Source organism: Amycolatopsis sp. NPDC054798 (assembly GCF_053611505.1).
This window is the reverse complement of sequence record NZ_JBSHAM010000012.1, coordinates 34,712-49,214: the sequence shown is the minus strand read 5'-3', so window position 1 is coordinate 49,214 and position 14,503 is coordinate 34,712. Positions and strand designations below refer to the sequence as shown.

15 protein-coding genes are annotated in these 14,503 nt (G+C 70.0%); 6 read left to right on the top strand and 9 right to left on the bottom strand.

Going from position 1 to position 14,503, the window contains the following annotated elements; genetic code table 11:
- The first annotated feature begins 52 nt into the window (after positions 1–52).
- The 3 genes from ACWGIC_RS10575 to ACWGIC_RS10565 all read left to right on the top strand — a co-directional run bounded on the left by ACWGIC_RS10575 (position 53) and on the right by ACWGIC_RS10565 (position 3,490).
- On the top strand, positions 53–1,675 hold the full coding sequence (locus ACWGIC_RS10575) for a methyltransferase domain-containing protein (protein WP_452075641.1): 1,623 nt from the start codon (positions 53–55) through the stop codon (positions 1,673–1,675).
- Positions 1,676–1,835: 160 nt separating this feature from the next.
- Positions 1,836–2,390, top strand: coding sequence for a dihydrofolate reductase family protein (locus ACWGIC_RS10570; protein WP_452075640.1), 555 nt, complete (start codon positions 1,836–1,838; stop codon positions 2,388–2,390).
- Positions 2,391–2,509: 119 nt separating this feature from the next.
- The gene (locus ACWGIC_RS10565) at positions 2,510–3,490 is read left to right on the top strand and encodes a chitinase (protein WP_452075639.1); all 981 of its coding nucleotides are present in this window, start codon (positions 2,510–2,512) and stop codon (positions 3,488–3,490) included.
- 54 nt (positions 3,491–3,544) lie between these two features.
- Here the strand turns inward: ACWGIC_RS10565 and ACWGIC_RS10560 are convergent, their stop codons facing one another.
- The 5 genes from ACWGIC_RS10560 to ACWGIC_RS10540 form a co-directional block, all read right to left on the bottom strand.
- Positions 3,545–4,306, bottom strand: coding sequence for an HAD family acid phosphatase (locus tag ACWGIC_RS10560; RefSeq protein WP_452075638.1), 762 nt, complete (start codon positions 4,304–4,306; stop codon positions 3,545–3,547).
- Between the two features lie 23 nt (positions 4,307–4,329).
- A complete protein-coding gene (locus ACWGIC_RS10555; protein ID WP_452075637.1) occupies positions 4,330–5,538 on the bottom strand; it encodes a THUMP-like domain-containing protein in 1,209 nt (402 codons plus the stop codon).
- Position 5,539: 1 nt separating this feature from the next.
- Complete coding sequence (locus ACWGIC_RS10550; RefSeq protein WP_452075721.1) at positions 5,540–6,496, bottom strand: class I SAM-dependent methyltransferase; 957 nt, start codon at positions 6,494–6,496, stop codon at positions 5,540–5,542.
- Positions 6,497–6,516: 20 nt separating this feature from the next.
- Positions 6,517–7,296, bottom strand: coding sequence for an enoyl-CoA hydratase/isomerase family protein (locus ACWGIC_RS10545; protein WP_037811874.1), 780 nt, complete (start codon positions 7,294–7,296; stop codon positions 6,517–6,519).
- Positions 7,297–7,362: 66 nt separating this feature from the next.
- Positions 7,363–8,175, bottom strand: coding sequence for an ABC transporter ATP-binding protein (locus ACWGIC_RS10540; protein WP_452075636.1), 813 nt, complete (start codon positions 8,173–8,175; stop codon positions 7,363–7,365).
- A gap of 284 nt (positions 8,176–8,459) precedes the next feature.
- On the opposite strand from ACWGIC_RS10540, the gene ACWGIC_RS10535 reads away from it, so the two are divergent.
- Positions 8,460–9,005, top strand: a complete 546-nt coding sequence (locus tag ACWGIC_RS10535) for a cysteine dioxygenase (protein WP_452075635.1) — start codon at positions 8,460–8,462, stop codon at positions 9,003–9,005.
- Positions 9,002–9,397 carry a rhodanese-like domain-containing protein gene (locus tag ACWGIC_RS10530; RefSeq protein WP_452075634.1) on the top strand — a complete coding sequence of 132 codons (396 nt, stop codon included), beginning with the start codon at positions 9,002–9,004 and terminating at the stop codon, positions 9,395–9,397. Before ACWGIC_RS10535 ends, ACWGIC_RS10530 begins: the two co-directional genes overlap by 4 nt.
- A gap of 194 nt (positions 9,398–9,591) precedes the next feature.
- Here the strand turns inward: ACWGIC_RS10530 and ACWGIC_RS10525 are convergent, their stop codons facing one another.
- From ACWGIC_RS10525 to ACWGIC_RS10515, 3 genes are read right to left on the bottom strand one after another with little or no spacing between them, the layout of a single operon-like run.
- Positions 9,592–10,197, bottom strand: a complete 606-nt coding sequence (locus ACWGIC_RS10525) for a hypothetical protein (protein WP_452075633.1) — start codon at positions 10,195–10,197, stop codon at positions 9,592–9,594.
- Complete coding sequence (locus ACWGIC_RS10520; RefSeq protein WP_452075632.1) at positions 10,197–10,541, bottom strand: hypothetical protein; 345 nt, start codon at positions 10,539–10,541, stop codon at positions 10,197–10,199. The genes ACWGIC_RS10525 and ACWGIC_RS10520 overlap by 1 nt, the downstream gene beginning before the upstream one ends.
- Positions 10,538–11,377: a hypothetical protein gene (locus ACWGIC_RS10515; protein ID WP_452075631.1), complete on the bottom strand. Its 840-nt coding sequence runs from the start codon at positions 11,375–11,377 to the stop codon at positions 10,538–10,540. The genes ACWGIC_RS10520 and ACWGIC_RS10515 overlap by 4 nt, the downstream gene beginning before the upstream one ends.
- A 309-nt stretch (positions 11,378–11,686) precedes the next feature.
- Here ACWGIC_RS10515 and ACWGIC_RS10510 point away from each other — a divergent pair, with 309 nt between their 5' ends.
- Positions 11,687–11,845 (top strand): hypothetical protein, encoded by a 159-nt coding sequence (locus tag ACWGIC_RS10510; RefSeq protein WP_452075630.1) that lies wholly within the window; start codon positions 11,687–11,689, stop codon positions 11,843–11,845.
- A gap of 5 nt (positions 11,846–11,850) precedes the next feature.
- Here the strand turns inward: ACWGIC_RS10510 and glgP are convergent, their stop codons facing one another.
- The gene (glgP, locus tag ACWGIC_RS10505) at positions 11,851–14,394 is read right to left on the bottom strand and encodes an alpha-glucan family phosphorylase (protein WP_452075629.1); all 2,544 of its coding nucleotides are present in this window, start codon (positions 14,392–14,394) and stop codon (positions 11,851–11,853) included.
- Positions 14,395–14,503 lie beyond the last annotated feature (109 nt).

Below are 14,503 nucleotides of genomic sequence, written 5' to 3'. Positions count from 1 at the left end.
TGCCACTTCGGCAAAGAACTTTGTCAAGTCGGCTCGTTCTCCGGATAGTCCGATGGCACGGGGACTACAGGAGGAAGCAGTGGACGAGAAGTACGACGTGGTGGTGGTCGGCGGCGGCGCGGCCGGGCTCAGCGGCGCGGTGGCGGTCGCGCGGTCCCGGCGGTCGGTGCTGGTCGTGGATTCCGGCGAACCGCGCAACGCGCCGGCCGGGCACGTGCACAACTATCTTGCCCGGGAAAGCACGCCGCCGGCCGAGCTGCTTTCGCTCGGGCGCGCGGAGCTGGCCGGGTACGGCGGCGAGGTGGTCGCGCAGACGGTGACCTCGATCTCCCGCGGGGACAAGGGGTTCGAGATCTCGCTGGCCGACGGACGGCGCACGCACGCGCGGCGGGTGCTGGTCGCGACCGGTCTCGTGGACGAGCTTCCCGAGGTCGCCGGGCTGGCGGCCCGCTGGGGCCGCGACGTGCTGCACTGTCCCTACTGCCACGGCTGGGAGGTGCGCGACCGGGCGGTCGGCGTGCTCTCGACCGGGCCGATGACCGTGCACCAGGCGCTGATGTGGCGGCAGCTGACCAATGACGTCGTCGTTTTCCGGCACACGCACGGGGATTTCGACGAGGCTCCGCTGCTGGCCCGCGGGATCCGGATCGTGGACGGCGTCGTCGCGGCGGTCGAGGCCGAGGACGACCAGCTGACCGGCCTCCGGCTCGAATCGGGCGAGGTGGTGGCGCGCGAGGCGCTGGCGGTCGCGGCGGTGGCCAGGACGCGGGCGGACTTTCTCGCGCCGCTCGGGATCGAGCCGGAACCGGTGGAGGTCGACGGGTTCGTGATCGGCACGCAGATTCCCTCGGACGCGACCGGCCGGACGTCCGTGCCCGGATTGTGGGTGGCGGGGAACGTCGCGGACATGCGGGCGCAGGTCGTGGTTTCGGCCGCGGCGGGGTTGACGGCCGGGGCGGCGATCAACGGCGACCTGGTCCAGGAGGAGGCCGCGGAAGCCGTGCGGCAGCGGGAAATGCCGTTCTCGCACGAGCTTGAGCGCGAGGTCGCGCGGGCCAACCAGCATCAGGCCGATCCGCCGCCGTTCGACCGCGGTTCCTGGGAGCAGCGGTATCGCTCGCGGGACGAGATGTGGAGCGGACGGCCGAACGATCAGCTCGTGACCGAGGCACGCGACCTGGAACCGGGTCACGCGCTGGACGCGGGCTGCGGCGAGGGCGGCGACGCGATCTGGCTCGCGCAGCAGGGCTGGCGCGTGACGGCGGTCGACTTCTCCACGACGGCTGTCGAACGCGGGCGCGCGCAGGCGGCGAAACTCGGGGTGGCGGACCGGATCACGTGGGTCGCCGCGGACCTGGCCGAGTGGCTGCCGGAGTCGAAGTTCGACCTGGTGACGTCGCATTTCCTGCATGTGCCGTCGGCAGCCCGGACGGTGGCGTTCGCGCGGCTCGCGGACGCCGTGGCTCCGGGCGGGACGCTGCTCGTGGTGGGGCATGACCCCGCCGACGTCCACGCCGGACGGCCGCACATGCCGGACATGATGTTCACCGCCGAGGAGGTCGCGAAGACGCTGGACCAGTCGTGGGCTTCGGTGGCCGCGGAGGTCCGGGAGCGGGCCGCGGTGGGGGCGGAGACGATGGTCCGGGACACGGTGCTGGTGGCGCGGAAGAAGTGACGGCGCGGCGGCTTCGGTCCGGTCGGGAAGGGGGCGGCCGGACCGAAGCCGCACGGCGGGCAAGCCAAGACAGAAGGCAAGTCCTGGCCATCCGCTGGGGACCGATGAGTTTTCGCCGCACTGCCGGTCTACCTCGTATCGAGAAGATCGAGGAGGACTCATGGGCAAGGTGTTGTGGCACGTCGCGATGTCGCTGGACGGATTCGTCGCCGCGGACGGGCATGCGATGGACTGGATGTCGGGCGTGCACGTCACGCCGGGGGTGCACGAGGAATCCATCGCGCGGGTCGGGGCGATTCTGGGCGGGCGGCGGGGCTTTGACGCATTAGTGGCGAGCGTGCCCGGTCAGGTCGCCAAGCAGCCGTATGGCGGAGCGTGGAGCGGGCCGGTTTTCGTGCTCACTCATCATCCGGAGGACGCGCCGGCCGAGGACGGGGTCACGTTTCTGGACTGCGACGTCCGGAAGGCGGTCGCCATCGGACTCGCCGCGGCGAGGGGGAAAGATCTTGAGCTGCACAGCCAGGAGATCGCGCGGCAGTGCGTTGAGCTGGGAATTGTCGACGAGTTCCTCGTGCATCTCATGCCGGTGATGCTCGGGTCCGGCGTCCGGCTGTTCGACAACCCGGGCGGGAAACCGGTCCGGTGGGACCGGGTGCACGGAGGGGATCCCGCACTGGCGGTCGACCTGCGGTACCGGCTCGCCGCGGACCGCTGACTCCCGCTCAGCGGGACGGATCAGCCTACTAATGGCGTATGGCCTCCACGGGGTTATTGGTCTATACCATTTGGACAGGGGTTCACCACCCCTCGGTCCTCACCGTGGAGGTTCCACCCATGCGTCTCCCCTCCCCCCGGAAACTGGCCGCCGCGCTCGGCGGGTTGCTGGCCGTCGCCGGACTCGCGGCGCCGCAAAGCACCGCGGCCGCGGCGAGCAATTCGTCGATCGCGCTCGCGCCCTATGTGGACATGGGCGCGTGGCCGTCGCCCGTGTTGTCGTCGATGTCCGAGCAGAGCGGCATCAAGAGTTTCACCCTCGGCTTTGTCACCGGAGCCGCCTGCAAGGCGAGCTGGTTCGCTGCCTACGACCCCCGGCAGGGCTGGCAGGCCGACGAAATCGCGAAGATCCGCGCGGCAGGCGGGGACGTCAAGGTCTCCTTCGGCGGCGCTTCCGGCGTCGAACTCGCCCAGGCGTGCGGCGACGTCAATTCGCTGGTCGGCGAGTACGAGGCGGTGATCAAAGCCTACGACCTCAAGTACATCGACGTCGACATCGAGGGCGCGGCGGTCGCCGACCCCGGTTCGATCAAACTCCGTTCCCAGGCACTGAAAAAGGTGCAGGACGACAACCCCGGCCTCAAGATTTCGCTGACGCTGCCGGTGCTTCCCACCGGGCTCACCTCGGACGGGCTCAACGTCGTGACCTCGGCGCGGGACGCGGGCGTCAACCTCGACCTGGTCAACGTGATGGCGATGGACTACTACCAGGGCTCCGGCGACCAGGGAGCCAAGGCGATCCAGGCGGCGCAATCCACGCAGGCGCAACTGAAATCGGCGCTCGGACTGTCCGATGCGGACGCTTGGCAGAAGGTCGGTCTCACGCCGATGCTGGGCGTCAACGATTCGCAGAACGAGATCTTCTACCAGAAGGACGCCAGCGCGGTGGTGAGCTTCGCGCAGAGTGTCCACATGGGAATGCTGTCGTTCTGGGAACTCGGCCGCGACGCGAACGCGTGCAGCGGGCCGTTGTACAAGTGCACCAATATTTCCCAGCAGCCGTACGAATTTTCGAAGATCTTCGCCGGGTACTCCGGCTGACGGTACGGAAACAGCCCGGGCCCGGCGCGGGACCCGGGCTGCTTCCGGCACAGCTCAGGGCAGGTAGTACATCGGGTTCGGCAGCTTCACCGGGTGATCCGCGTAGCCGCCTTCGAGGTCGCTGAACTGGTCGCCGAGGTTGAGCACGATGTGCGCGCCGGTCGACTGGATGTGCGCGCGAGTGCCCGATTTGTACTGCACGGTGTTGCAGGTCAGCCCGCACGGCAGGTAGTCCGGCGGCGTGGTCTTCGGCTTGAAGTACGCGCCGGCCGGCGTCGGGTAGCCCTCGTTCGCGAGGTTCTTGAGCGACTGCGGACCCTGCTTGTCGTTGCGACCGGTCAAGAAGTAAATCTGGACGCCGCGTTCGGCGGCCCACTTCGCCAGCTCCAGCACCGGTTTGTTGGCCTCGAAGGTGCCGTCGTCGATGGCTTTCTGCTGCTTCACCGGGTCGAAGCCGAAGTCGTTGTCGGCTTCCCAGCCGTAGGTGACCTCGGACGTGTCGTCCACGTCGAGCACGATCGCCGGGTTCTTCACCTTCCCCAGCTTCTGCTGCAGGTACCGCTTCGCGTCGGCGACCACGCGCTTGGTGTCGGTGACGAACCGGCTGGTTTCGGAGTAGTGGTGCTTGCCGGACGCGTCGAGCCAGTCGCCGTAGTACGCCTTGACGTCGTTCTTCACCTGGCCGATGTTGGCCGGCTCGCGGCCGTGCGCGGCGGTGACGGAGTCCGATCCGGCGAGCGCGGTCGCGCCGCCCGCGACGGTGGCGCCGATGGCCGCGGCGGCGGCCAGTTTGACGAGAGCGGGAAAACGAGACACAGCGACCCTCCAGTGGTGATTCGTCAACCCGCAGAACTTACGCCGCGTTCCCCGGCTTGAAAACCCTCCGTTGGGATGCGTTCCGCCCGGCAGACGAACGCCACCGGCGACCGGCCGATTCTGGTCAGCACCACAGTGGACTCTTCGTGACCGCGCGGTTTCAGCTTGCGACGCAAGGCATCCGGGTCCACGTCGAGGCCGCGGACGAGGATTTCCAGCCGTCCGACGTCCAGTTTCTTCAACGCCTGCCCCAGCGTTTTTTCCCGGTACGGCAGCTGTTCCAGCACCCGGAAGGCCCGCACCCCTGGCGGCGGTGTGTCACCGGTGAGGTAGGCGATGCGTTCGTCCAGCTGCCACAGCCCATGGCGGGCCGCGTAGTGCCGCACTAATCCGGCCCGCACGACCGCGCCGTCCGGGTCGATCAGCCACTCCCCCGTGTCCTGCACGGGAATGTCGTCCGGTTCCGCGTCCGTGAGAGTCCACTGTGTACCGTCCGAACGCAACACTGTCGCTCGGCGGGCGACACCGGACGAAAGCCCCCGCCAGAGGCAGGCCTCGCGGACTTGGCCGTCGAGCGACACGAGTTCCACCTCGTCCGCCCACGGCGCGATGGAGAAATCCATGCCGGGCGCGCATTTCACCGACAGGATCCGGCCAGGATAGGCGGTCACCAGTTCGTCGAGCGGCGGCAGGAAGTCGGCCGGACGCCACACCCGGCGACCGGCGGAGTCGCGACGGGCGGGATCGGCGACCACGGCAGTGTCCCGGGAGACCGGGCGCAAGGCATCAGCACGCGCGATCAGCGGGGCGACCTCGGCGACAGAAGCATTGTGCTGAGCCATTTCCAGCCGCACCGGGTCCACATCGGACCCGACAGCGATCGACGCGACCCGGGACAGTTCAACCAGGTCAGCCCCGACCGAACAGGTGACGTCGTGCACCGGCAACCCCGCGAGCCGGGAAGCCCGATGCCGGGCCACCGGCGTCGCGCTCGCCTGCTGCAAGGCGTCGGCGGTGAACAGCCAATCGGCGAAAGAAGCCAGCTTCAATACCGATTTACGCCGCAGCGCAACGGTTTCCAGCACCGGGGCGGCCCGCTCGCCAGCCAACCGCCGGGCCGCGGTGACGTCCGCGATCCGCGAGCCGTCCAAAGTAGAGCACTCGGCGAGCGCCGCCCGTCCCGCGTCCGAACGCAGGAAGGCGACGTCGTCGAGCGTGAAACTGTAGGGCAATTCAGGACGGCCGCTTGGTCCCGGTGATCATCACGTTGTAGAACAGCTCGCGCGGCAGCACCTTCGACAGCAGCTTCTTGTCCAAAGCGGACAGCCGCAGCCACAGGTGGTAGGCGAACAACCGCCAGCGCACGGTGAGCTTTTCCTGCGGCACCGCGGCCTCGAAGGTGCGGATCGGCCAGCCGGCCAGCGCCGCGGAGAACTCCTCGGTGACCGCGCGAACGTCCTGCGCACCGGCGCCGCGCGCCATCGCTTCCAGCTCCGACGGGTCGAAGGTGTGGATGTCGACCACGGCCTCCAGCGCCGCCGCGCGCGACGATTCGTCCAATTCGGACTGCGGACGCCGCCAGCCGCTCAGCGCGGGCAGCTTGGTGATGTTCGTGGTCAGGTACCAGGTGAGCTGGCCGAGCCGGCGCGCGTAACGGTCGCCGATTTTCGTCGGCTCCCCGGCGAACACGAACCGCCCGCCCGGCTTGAGCACGCGCAGCACCTCGCCGAACGCCTGGCGCACGTCCGGGATGTGGTGCAGCACCGCGTGGCCGACCACGAGGTCGAACGTGTTGTCGTCGTAGGGGATCCGCTCCGCGTCGGCGACCCGGCCGTCGACGTCGAGGCCGAGGCCCTCGGCGTTGCGCAGCGCGACCTGCACCATGCCCGGCGACAGGTCGGTGACCGAACCCTTCTTCGCGACGCCGCCCTGCATCAGGTTCAGCAGGAAGAAACCGGTGCCGCTGCCCAGTTCCATGGCGTGCTGGTAGGGCTGGCCGTCCTCGCCGGCCACCGCGTTGAACACGTCGGTGGCGTAGGAGATGCAGCGCTCGTCGTAGGAGATCGACCACTTCTCGTCGTACGTCCCGGCTTCCCAGTCGTGGTAGAGGACGTTCGCGAGCTTCGGGTCGGCGTAGGCAGCCTTGACCTCGTCTTCGGTGGCGTGCGGGTTCGGCGCCGGGTCGGACACTCCTGAGTCGGACACGGAAGTCACTTCCCCTCGAAACTGGCTTTGCCGGGGCCGTTGTCGATGAACGACTGCATGCCGTTGCGCTGGTCCTCGGTCGCCCACAGCGCGGTGAACAGCTGCGTCTCGATCTTGAGGCCGGTGGCCAGGTCGACGTCGAGACCGGAGTCGATCGCCGTCTTGGCCGCGCGCAGCGCCACCGCCGGGCCGTTCGCGAACTGCGACGCCCACTTGTGCGCGGCCGCGTACACGTCGTCCGGGGCCACGACCTCGTCGACGATGCCGAGCTTGAGCGCTTCCTCGGCCTTCACGAACCGGCCGGTGAAGATCAGGTCCTTGGCCTTGCTCGGGCCGATCAGCCGCGTCAGCCGCTGCGTGCCGCCCGCGCCGGGGATGATGCCGAGCTGGATCTCCGGCTGGCCGACCTTCACGTTGTCGCCCGCGATCCGCCAGTCCGCGGTGAGCGCCAGTTCGAGTCCGCCGCCGAGGGCGTAGCCGGTGATCGCGCAGACGACCGGCTTCGGGATGTTCGCGACCCGGGCGAGCGAAGCGGTCAGCTCGGCGCCGAACTTCGCGATCTCCGGGTACGTGCGGGAGGCCATTTCCTTGATGTCCGCGCCGCCGGCGAAGGTCTTCTCGCCGCCGTAGAGGATCACCGCGCGCACGTCGTCGCGGTCGGACGCCTCGCGCGCGGCTTCGGCGAGCTCGGCCTGCACCTGGTTGTTCAGCGCGTTGACCGGCGGCCGGTCCAGCCGGATCGTGCCGACCCCGCCCTCGACCTCCAGGGTTACGAACTCTCCCACGCGCACTCCTCACTCGTTAACGGCGTTGACGCGGTGCCAGCAGGCTACCGGCCGGTAAGCACAAACCTACCTGCGGCGGGCGAAGAACCGCTCGCCCGAACGCTGCAGCACCAGGTCCTGGTCGAACGTCTTCGACAGGTTCTCGCTGGTGATCACGTCGTCGACCAGGCCGGACACCACCGCGCGGCCCTCGCGCAACAGCAGCGCGTGCGTGAAGCCCGGCGGGATCTCCTCGACGTGGTGGGTGACCAGCACCATCGCCGGCGCGTCCGGGTCCATCGCGAGCACCGACAGCCGCGCCACGAGGTCCTCGCGGCCGCCGAGGTCGAGGCCCGCGGCGGGTTCGTCGAGCAGCAGCAGCTCCGGGTCGGTCATCAGCGACCGGGCGATCAGCACGCGTTTGCGCTCGCCCTCGCTCAGCGTGCCGAACGTGCGCTCGGCCAGGTGCGCGATGCCGAGCGTGCCGAGCAGTTCGGTCGCCCGGTCGAGGTCCATCCGGTCGTACTGCTCGCGCCAGCGGCCCATCACCGCGTACCCGGCGCTGACCACGACGTCGCCGACGCGCTCGTCGCCGGGCACGCGCTGGGCGATCGCGGCGGAGGTGAACCCGATGCGCGGGCGGAGCTCGAAGATGTTCACCTTGCCGATGCGGTCGCCGAGGAGGTCGACCGTGCCGGAGGTGGGGTGCAGTTCGGCGGCGGCCAGGCGCAGCAGAGTGGTCTTGCCCGCCCCGTTCGGCCCGAGCACCACCCATCGCTCGTCCAGCTCCACCGCCCAGTCGAGGGCCGCGAGGAGGTCGTTTCCGGTACGGCGGACGCCGACACCGGACATCCGCACGACGAGGTCGTCAGGATCGCTGGGCAGGATCGGCTCGCTCACGCGCCCATTGTGGCGGTCGCCCACCCCCGGGCGCGCACCCGCCCGGGGGTAACCGCGCGGCGGGCGTCCAGCGGGTGGGACGAGCGGCCGGGAGCACCGCGCTGTGGCAGCATCCAGAGCATGTCCAGGTCCGCGCGCCCCGTGTTCTGGCGCCGTCGCGCGATCGACCTGCTCCTGGTGGCTTCCAGCGGATGTAGCCGGGCGCGGCACGCACGCTGATCCTCCTCGGCGTGCCGCGCTGCCTCGTGTCCGGCACCTTCCGACTCATTCCAGGAGCATCCGCGTTGACCACGTCCATCGTCCGTCCGGAAGTCGAAATCCACCCCCAGCTGACCGATCCGCTGCTGCCTGAACTGCTGCACCCGTCGCGGCTGCTGTGGACGCCGCGCGAGCTGGCCGACCTGACCCGCACGGTCGCCACCGAACTGACCACCGGCCTGCGCGAGGTCCTGCGCTTCGACGAGGACCGGCGCTGGTGGGCGCGCCTCGCGCTCACCGACGGCGTCGAGCTGTGGCTGCTGTCCTGGCTGCCCGGCCAGCACACGAAGCCGCACGACCACGGCGGCGCGTCGGGTTCGTTCACCGTGCTGCAGGGCGAACTCGGCGAGGAGTACCGCTACCCCGGCGGCCCGGTGCGCCGCCGCACGCACACCGCCGGGCAGGGCATCGGCTTCGGAGCCGGACGCGCGCACCAGGTGCTCGGCGTCGGCAGCGAACCGGCGGCCAGCGTGCACGCCTACTCGCCGCCGCTGGTCCCGACGCGCGAATACGCGAGCCTCGCCGACGTGCCGAGCGAGATCCCGCCGCTTCCTGCCATTGTGCGTTCATGACCACGATCGAACACGCGCTCGCCGCCGCCCGGTCCACCCTGGACCGGGCGGATCCGGCGCGCGCCGCTGATTTGCAGGCCGACGGCGCGCTGATCGTCGACATCCGGCCGTACGCCAACCGGGTCGCCGAGGGCGAGATCCCCGGGTCGGTGGTGGTGGAGCGGATCCACCTGGAGTGGCGGCTGGCCCCGGACAGCGAATGGCGGCTGCCGGGGGTTTCGGCGGAGACCGTCGCGGTGGTGGTGTGCAACGAGGGGTACGCGTCGAGCCTGGCCGCGGCGGATCTGCGGCGGCTGGGGCTGGTGAAGGCGACGGATCTCGCGGGCGGGTTCCGGGCTTGGGCGGCGGCTGGGCTGCCGGTGCGGGAAGGCGGGTCGGCGGCGGTCGACTGAGGGTTTGTCCCGGTTCTAACCGGGATTAACACGCACGAGGCGGGAACCTCTCCGGCATGTTCGCGTCGCGAGGCGGTAGTGCGCCCCAATGCCACATTGGGTGCGTGTGGCGCACCCAATGCCACATTGGGGCGCTTGAGCCCGCCGGCAGCCGGAACACGGTACGCCCTAACCGGGACAAACACTCACGAGGTTCAACGGTCCGGTTCCAGCCGGGCCGAGATCGTCCCGATGCTGGTCTGGAAGTGCCGGAGGACGGCGTCGCTCAACGCTTGCAGGTGCGGGTTGGGCGCGCCTGGCACCGGAAATTGCGCGCGGTCCCATTCCGGCTGGCGCGTCTGCGTCGGCAGGTTCAGCGAGGGCGGACGTTCGGCCACCGACGGGCGTTCGACGGTGACCGCACGCTGTGCCGGGAGCGCGTCCAAAGTGGGCTGAAGCTCTTCCAGCCGCTCGGTGGCCCGGTCCAGTGCTTGCGCGGCGTCGTCGGCGCACCGGCCGCGTTCGGACAGCAGCAAGGGTTCGTCTTCGCCGTCGAGCAGGCGTTTCTTCAAGCTTTGCGCGGCATCGGCGTAGCGGTACAACGCCGCTGCGGCGACGCGATGGGCTTCCGCGGCGGCCTCGGCCTGATCGCGCTGCTTCTTGCGCACTGCCGCATACGCTTCCGCGCCCGCGCCGATCCACTCCGGCAGGGCGTGCTCTTCCAGCCCCGCGGCGATCGCGTCCAGCAACCTGGCGAGCCAGCTGCACCGGTCGGCCTCGGCGCGCATCAGCGACGAGATGTCCTCGGACCAATCCGCCATCAGCCGAGAACCGTCCGGATCTCGCTGGGGCCGTTGTCCTCCGACGGCTTGCCGTCGATCTCTTCGATCGCGTCGGCGGCGTCGGATTCGTAAGCGGCGTAATGCTTCGCGGCCGTTTCGAGCCGCTCGGCGAGCCGGGCGAGATCGGTCGCGACCACTTCTCCGGCGCGTACGGACGCGCCTTGGAAGCGCTCCAGGCTGCGCGCCAGCAGCGCCTCGCCGGCCCGGCCGGGCTGGGCGCTGTAGCGGAACGCGCCGCGGCGCTGTTTGGTGTCCGCGTTCAGTTCGGCCAGCCGGTCGGCGGCGTGGCCGAGCTGCGCGGGATCGGCTTCGTACCCGGTCATCGCGGCTCCGGGGTTCCGGCGATCTGCCGCACCACGGCGGGCGGCAGCGACAGCATCCGCTCAGTTCCGCCGCCGAAACCCGCGTTCGGGTTCACCAGCAGTCCCGCTTCCCGCCGGACGGCCGCCTGCGCGGCTTCCCGGCCCGAGCACGACCGGACGCTCGACCACCGCTGTCCCAGTGCTTTCCCGTACTCGCCGAGCATCCGGTCGTCGGTGAACACACAGCACCAATCGCCCGCCCCGGCCAGCGACGCGATCAGCGGTTCCTTGCCGAGGAACGGTATCCGCACGGGGTCCTCCGGAAACCTCGCCAGCGCGTAGCGCGGCAGATCCGAAAACGCGTCGACGACGTGCGGTCCCGGACGGGCGGCAGGCGGCTCCAGCAGAGCGCGGGCCGAAGCCAGCTCCGCCGGGCCGAGCGGAGGCAGCGGGCGGGCGAGGCTTTCCTTGATCCGGCGGGTGAACAGTTCCCGCTGCTCGTCGCATTTGGTGCGGCTGAGACCGAGCCGGGCGAACCTCCCGGCCAGTTTCGCGTTCTCCTCGTCGCGCGGGAGCCCGACGTTGAACGCCGCCCAGAACACCTCGGCGAGCCGGTCGTCGCCGAAGCTCGCGAGCACCGCGGCGAGCCGGGCCACGACCACCACGCGCACGTCGGCCGCGGCGGCCGCGGCCGGAATGTGCCAGCGACCGCACAGTTCCGCGCCGAGCCGGCGGCGCAAGTCCTCGTGCCAGACCCCGCTTCCCTTGTGCAGTGCCTCCACCGCTCTGCGGAGCGCGACGCTCATCGGCGGTTCCGGGCGCGACCAGTCCACGCGGACTCCCCCTTTGTCGATCACGGGCAAGGATCCTAAACGAAATTTCGCCGCCGTTCTGGCCAGGAATATTCCAACCGAACCCGCTCCAGCAGCGTTTTTCTGGGGAAACCCGGAAAAGTCCCGGCTGACAAGTGGTCAACAGCGGAAAAAATCCCGGAAAAATCGCGCGAAGACTACGCAGCGGCAATTCGAGATGACGACGCGTATCGAATCCAGGAACCGACCGGCCACGATTTTCCCAAGAGAATCACCGGAACAGCGGTGTGCCCGGCCGCGCCGGAGCTACGTTCACGACGAAGCCGTCCACGGGAAATGAAATGGAGAGATCCGGTGGAACTGTTTGTGATTGTCGCCCTGGCTTGGACGAACGGCGCGTGGCTCACCGCGTTCGGCGTGTGCTGGAACGCGCGGCGGCGCCTGGAGCGGAAACTGGCCGAACGGGAGACGGAATGCCGCCACTCCGCCCCGCCGGTCAGTTTCCCCCGGTGACCCCCTCAGGCGAGCACGACGCGCGCCAGCTCCGCCGGGCTGGCCAGCAGCGGGTGCTTCGGCAGCACCCGCACCGTGTAGCCGACCGAACCCGCGCGCGGCAGGCGCAGCGTCGCCGCGAAGGCGCCGATTCCGTCCGGCGTCATCGGGACCTGCACGGAGTCCGCGAGTTCGTCCCCGTCGCCGACCTGGCCCACCACCGCCTGGATGTCCACTTCGGACGGTTCGAGCCCGGCGAGGTCGATCCGGGCGCGGATGGTGACCTCGGCGCCCACCACGAGCCGTCCGGTGTGGTCGTACTGGAGTTCGGCGTCGAAGATCCGCACGCGCGGCCACGCGACTTCCAGTTTGGTCCGGTAGTCGGCCAGCGAAAGCGCGCCCTGGTGGCCCTTGTCGGTCGCGGCGGCGACCATCCGCGACGCGGGCAGGTAGCCGGAATCGACGTACTCGCGCACCATCCGCGACGCCTGCACGCGCGGGCCCAGCGTTTCCAGGGTGTGCCAGACCATCGCCAGCCAGCCGGTCGGCACGCCGTCCTCGCCGGTGTCGTAGTAGAGCGGCGCGATCTGCTGGCCGAGCAGGTCGTACAGCGCCGCGGCTTCGAGGTCGTCGCGGCGGAGCGGGTCGGTGACGCCGTCCGCGGTGGGGATGGCCCAGCCGTTCGAGCCGTCGTAGCACTCGTCCCACCAGCCGTCCTTGATGGACAGGTTCAGGCCGCCGTTGAGCGCCGACTTCATCCCGGACGTGCCGCACGCCTCCAGCGTCCGCACAGGGTTGTTCAGCCACACGTCGCAGCCGCGGTAGAGGTAGCGGGCCATCGACATGTCGTAGTCCGGCAGGAAGACGATGCGGTGGCGCACCGCGGGATCGTCGACGAAGCGCACGATCTGCTGGATCAGCTGCTTGCCGTTCTCGTCGGCGGGATGCGATTTGCCGCCGATCACGATCTGGATCGGCCGCTTCTCGTCCAGCAGCAGCGCGCGCAGCCGGTCTGGATCGCGCAGCATCAGCGTGAGCCGTTTGTACGTCGGCACGCGGCGGGCGAAGCCGACGGTCAGCACGTCCGGGTCGAAGACGCGGTCGGTCCAGCCCAGTTCCAGCGCTGAGGCGCCGCGCTGCATCCACGCCGCCCGCACCCGCCGCCGGACCTCGCCGACGAGCTTCTCGCGCAGTTCCCGGCGCAGTTCCCACAGCTGCTGGTCGCTGACGCCGTCGCGCAGCGAACTGTCCGGCGTGCGGCCCTCGTGGCCGAACTCCTCGTGGTTGCCGCCGAGCAGCGCGCTCAGCTCGCGCGCCACCCAGGTCGGCCCGTGCACGCCGTTGGTGATGGACGCGATCGGCACCTCGGCCTCGTCGAAACCGGGCCACAGCCGGGAAAACATCCGGCGCGTGACGCGGCCGTGCAGTTCGGAGACGCCGTTCGCGCGCTGGGCCAGCCGCAAGCCCATGTGCGCCATGTTGAACAGGCCGGGGTTGTCCTCCGCGCCGAGTTGCAGCACGCGGCGCACGTCGACGTCCGGCACGAGCCTGCCGTCGGAGAAATAGCGCTGCACCAGGTCGACCGGGAACCGGTCGATGCCCGCGCTGACCGGGGTGTGCGTGGTGAACACGGTCCCGGCGCGGACGGCGGGCAGCGCCTCGTCGAAAGCGAGCCCGTCGGACTGGATGATCTCGCGGGCGCGCTCCAGCCCGAGGAACCCGGCGTGGCCCTCGTTGGTGTGGAACACCTTCGGCTGCGGATGCCCGGTCAGCTCGCAGAACTTCCGGACCGCGCGGAACCCGCCGATGCCGGCCAGGATCTCCTGGCGGATCCGGTGGTCGGCGTCGCCGCCGTACAGCCGGTCGGTGACCGAGCGGAGGTCCTCGTCGTTGGCCTCGATGTCGGTGTCGAGCAGCAGCAGCGGGATCCGGCCGACGCGCGCCCGCCACATCTGCGCGCGCAGGTCGCGCCCGCCCGGCATGGCGACCTCGACCAGCACCGGGCGGCCGCCCTCGGCGACCAGCTCCAGCGGGAACGCGTTCGGGTCGATCACCGGGTAGTGCTCGACCTGCCAGCCGTCCAGCGACAGGCCCTGGCGGAAGTAGCCGGACCGGTAGAGCAGGCCGACGCCGACCATCGGCACGCCGAGGTCCGAGGCCGCCTTGAGGTGGTCGCCGGCGAGCACGCCGAGGCCGCCCGAGTAGTTCGGCAGCGCCTCGGTGACCCCGAACTCCATCGAGAAGTACGCGACCGCTTGCGGCAGGCCGTCGTCGGTGCGCCGCTGGTACCAGCGCGGTTCGGTGAGGTAGCGCTCCAGCCCGGCGGCGGCCTCGCGGGTGCGCTGCAGGAAGTCCTCGTCCTTCGCCAGCTCCTCGAGCCGCTCCGGCGGCAGCGCGGTGAGCATGCGCAGCGGGTCGCGGATCTTGTTGAACAGTTCGGCGTCCATCGAGGCGAACAGGTCGCGCGTCGGCGGATGCCAGGTCCAGCGAAGGTTGGTCGCGAGTGCGCCGAGCCCGGCGAGCGGCTCGGGCAGGCTGGCGCGGACGGTGAACCGGCGGACTGCACGCATGGTCAGCGACGATATCCGGCCCGCTCCGCGCGCGCTCGCACCCCACTTCGGGGATTGCCGCCGCATTCGGCCGACCGGGTCAGTAATGTCCGGGTTCGTTGTCGGACGC

Excerpts from the sequence above, each read along its gene's own strand:
- ACWGIC_RS10575 (WP_452075641.1), top strand. The coding sequence starts at position 53 with ATGGCACGGGGACTACAGGAGGAAGCAGTGGACGAGAAGTACGACGTG.
- ACWGIC_RS10570 (WP_452075640.1), top strand. The coding sequence starts at position 1,836 with ATGGGCAAGGTGTTGTGGCACGTCGCGATGTCGCTGGACGGATTCGTC.
- ACWGIC_RS10565 (WP_452075639.1), top strand. The coding sequence starts at position 2,510 with ATGCGTCTCCCCTCCCCCCGGAAACTGGCCGCCGCGCTCGGCGGGTTG.
- ACWGIC_RS10530 (WP_452075634.1), top strand. The coding sequence starts at position 9,002 with ATGACCACGATCGAACACGCGCTCGCCGCCGCCCGGTCCACCCTGGAC.
- ACWGIC_RS10525 (WP_452075633.1), bottom strand. The coding sequence starts at position 10,197 with ATGGCGGATTGGTCCGAGGACATCTCGTCGCTGATGCGCGCCGAGGCC.
- ACWGIC_RS10520 (WP_452075632.1), bottom strand. The coding sequence starts at position 10,541 with ATGACCGGGTACGAAGCCGATCCCGCGCAGCTCGGCCACGCCGCCGAC.
- glgP (WP_452075629.1), bottom strand. The coding sequence starts at position 14,394 with ATGCGTGCAGTCCGCCGGTTCACCGTCCGCGCCAGCCTGCCCGAGCCG.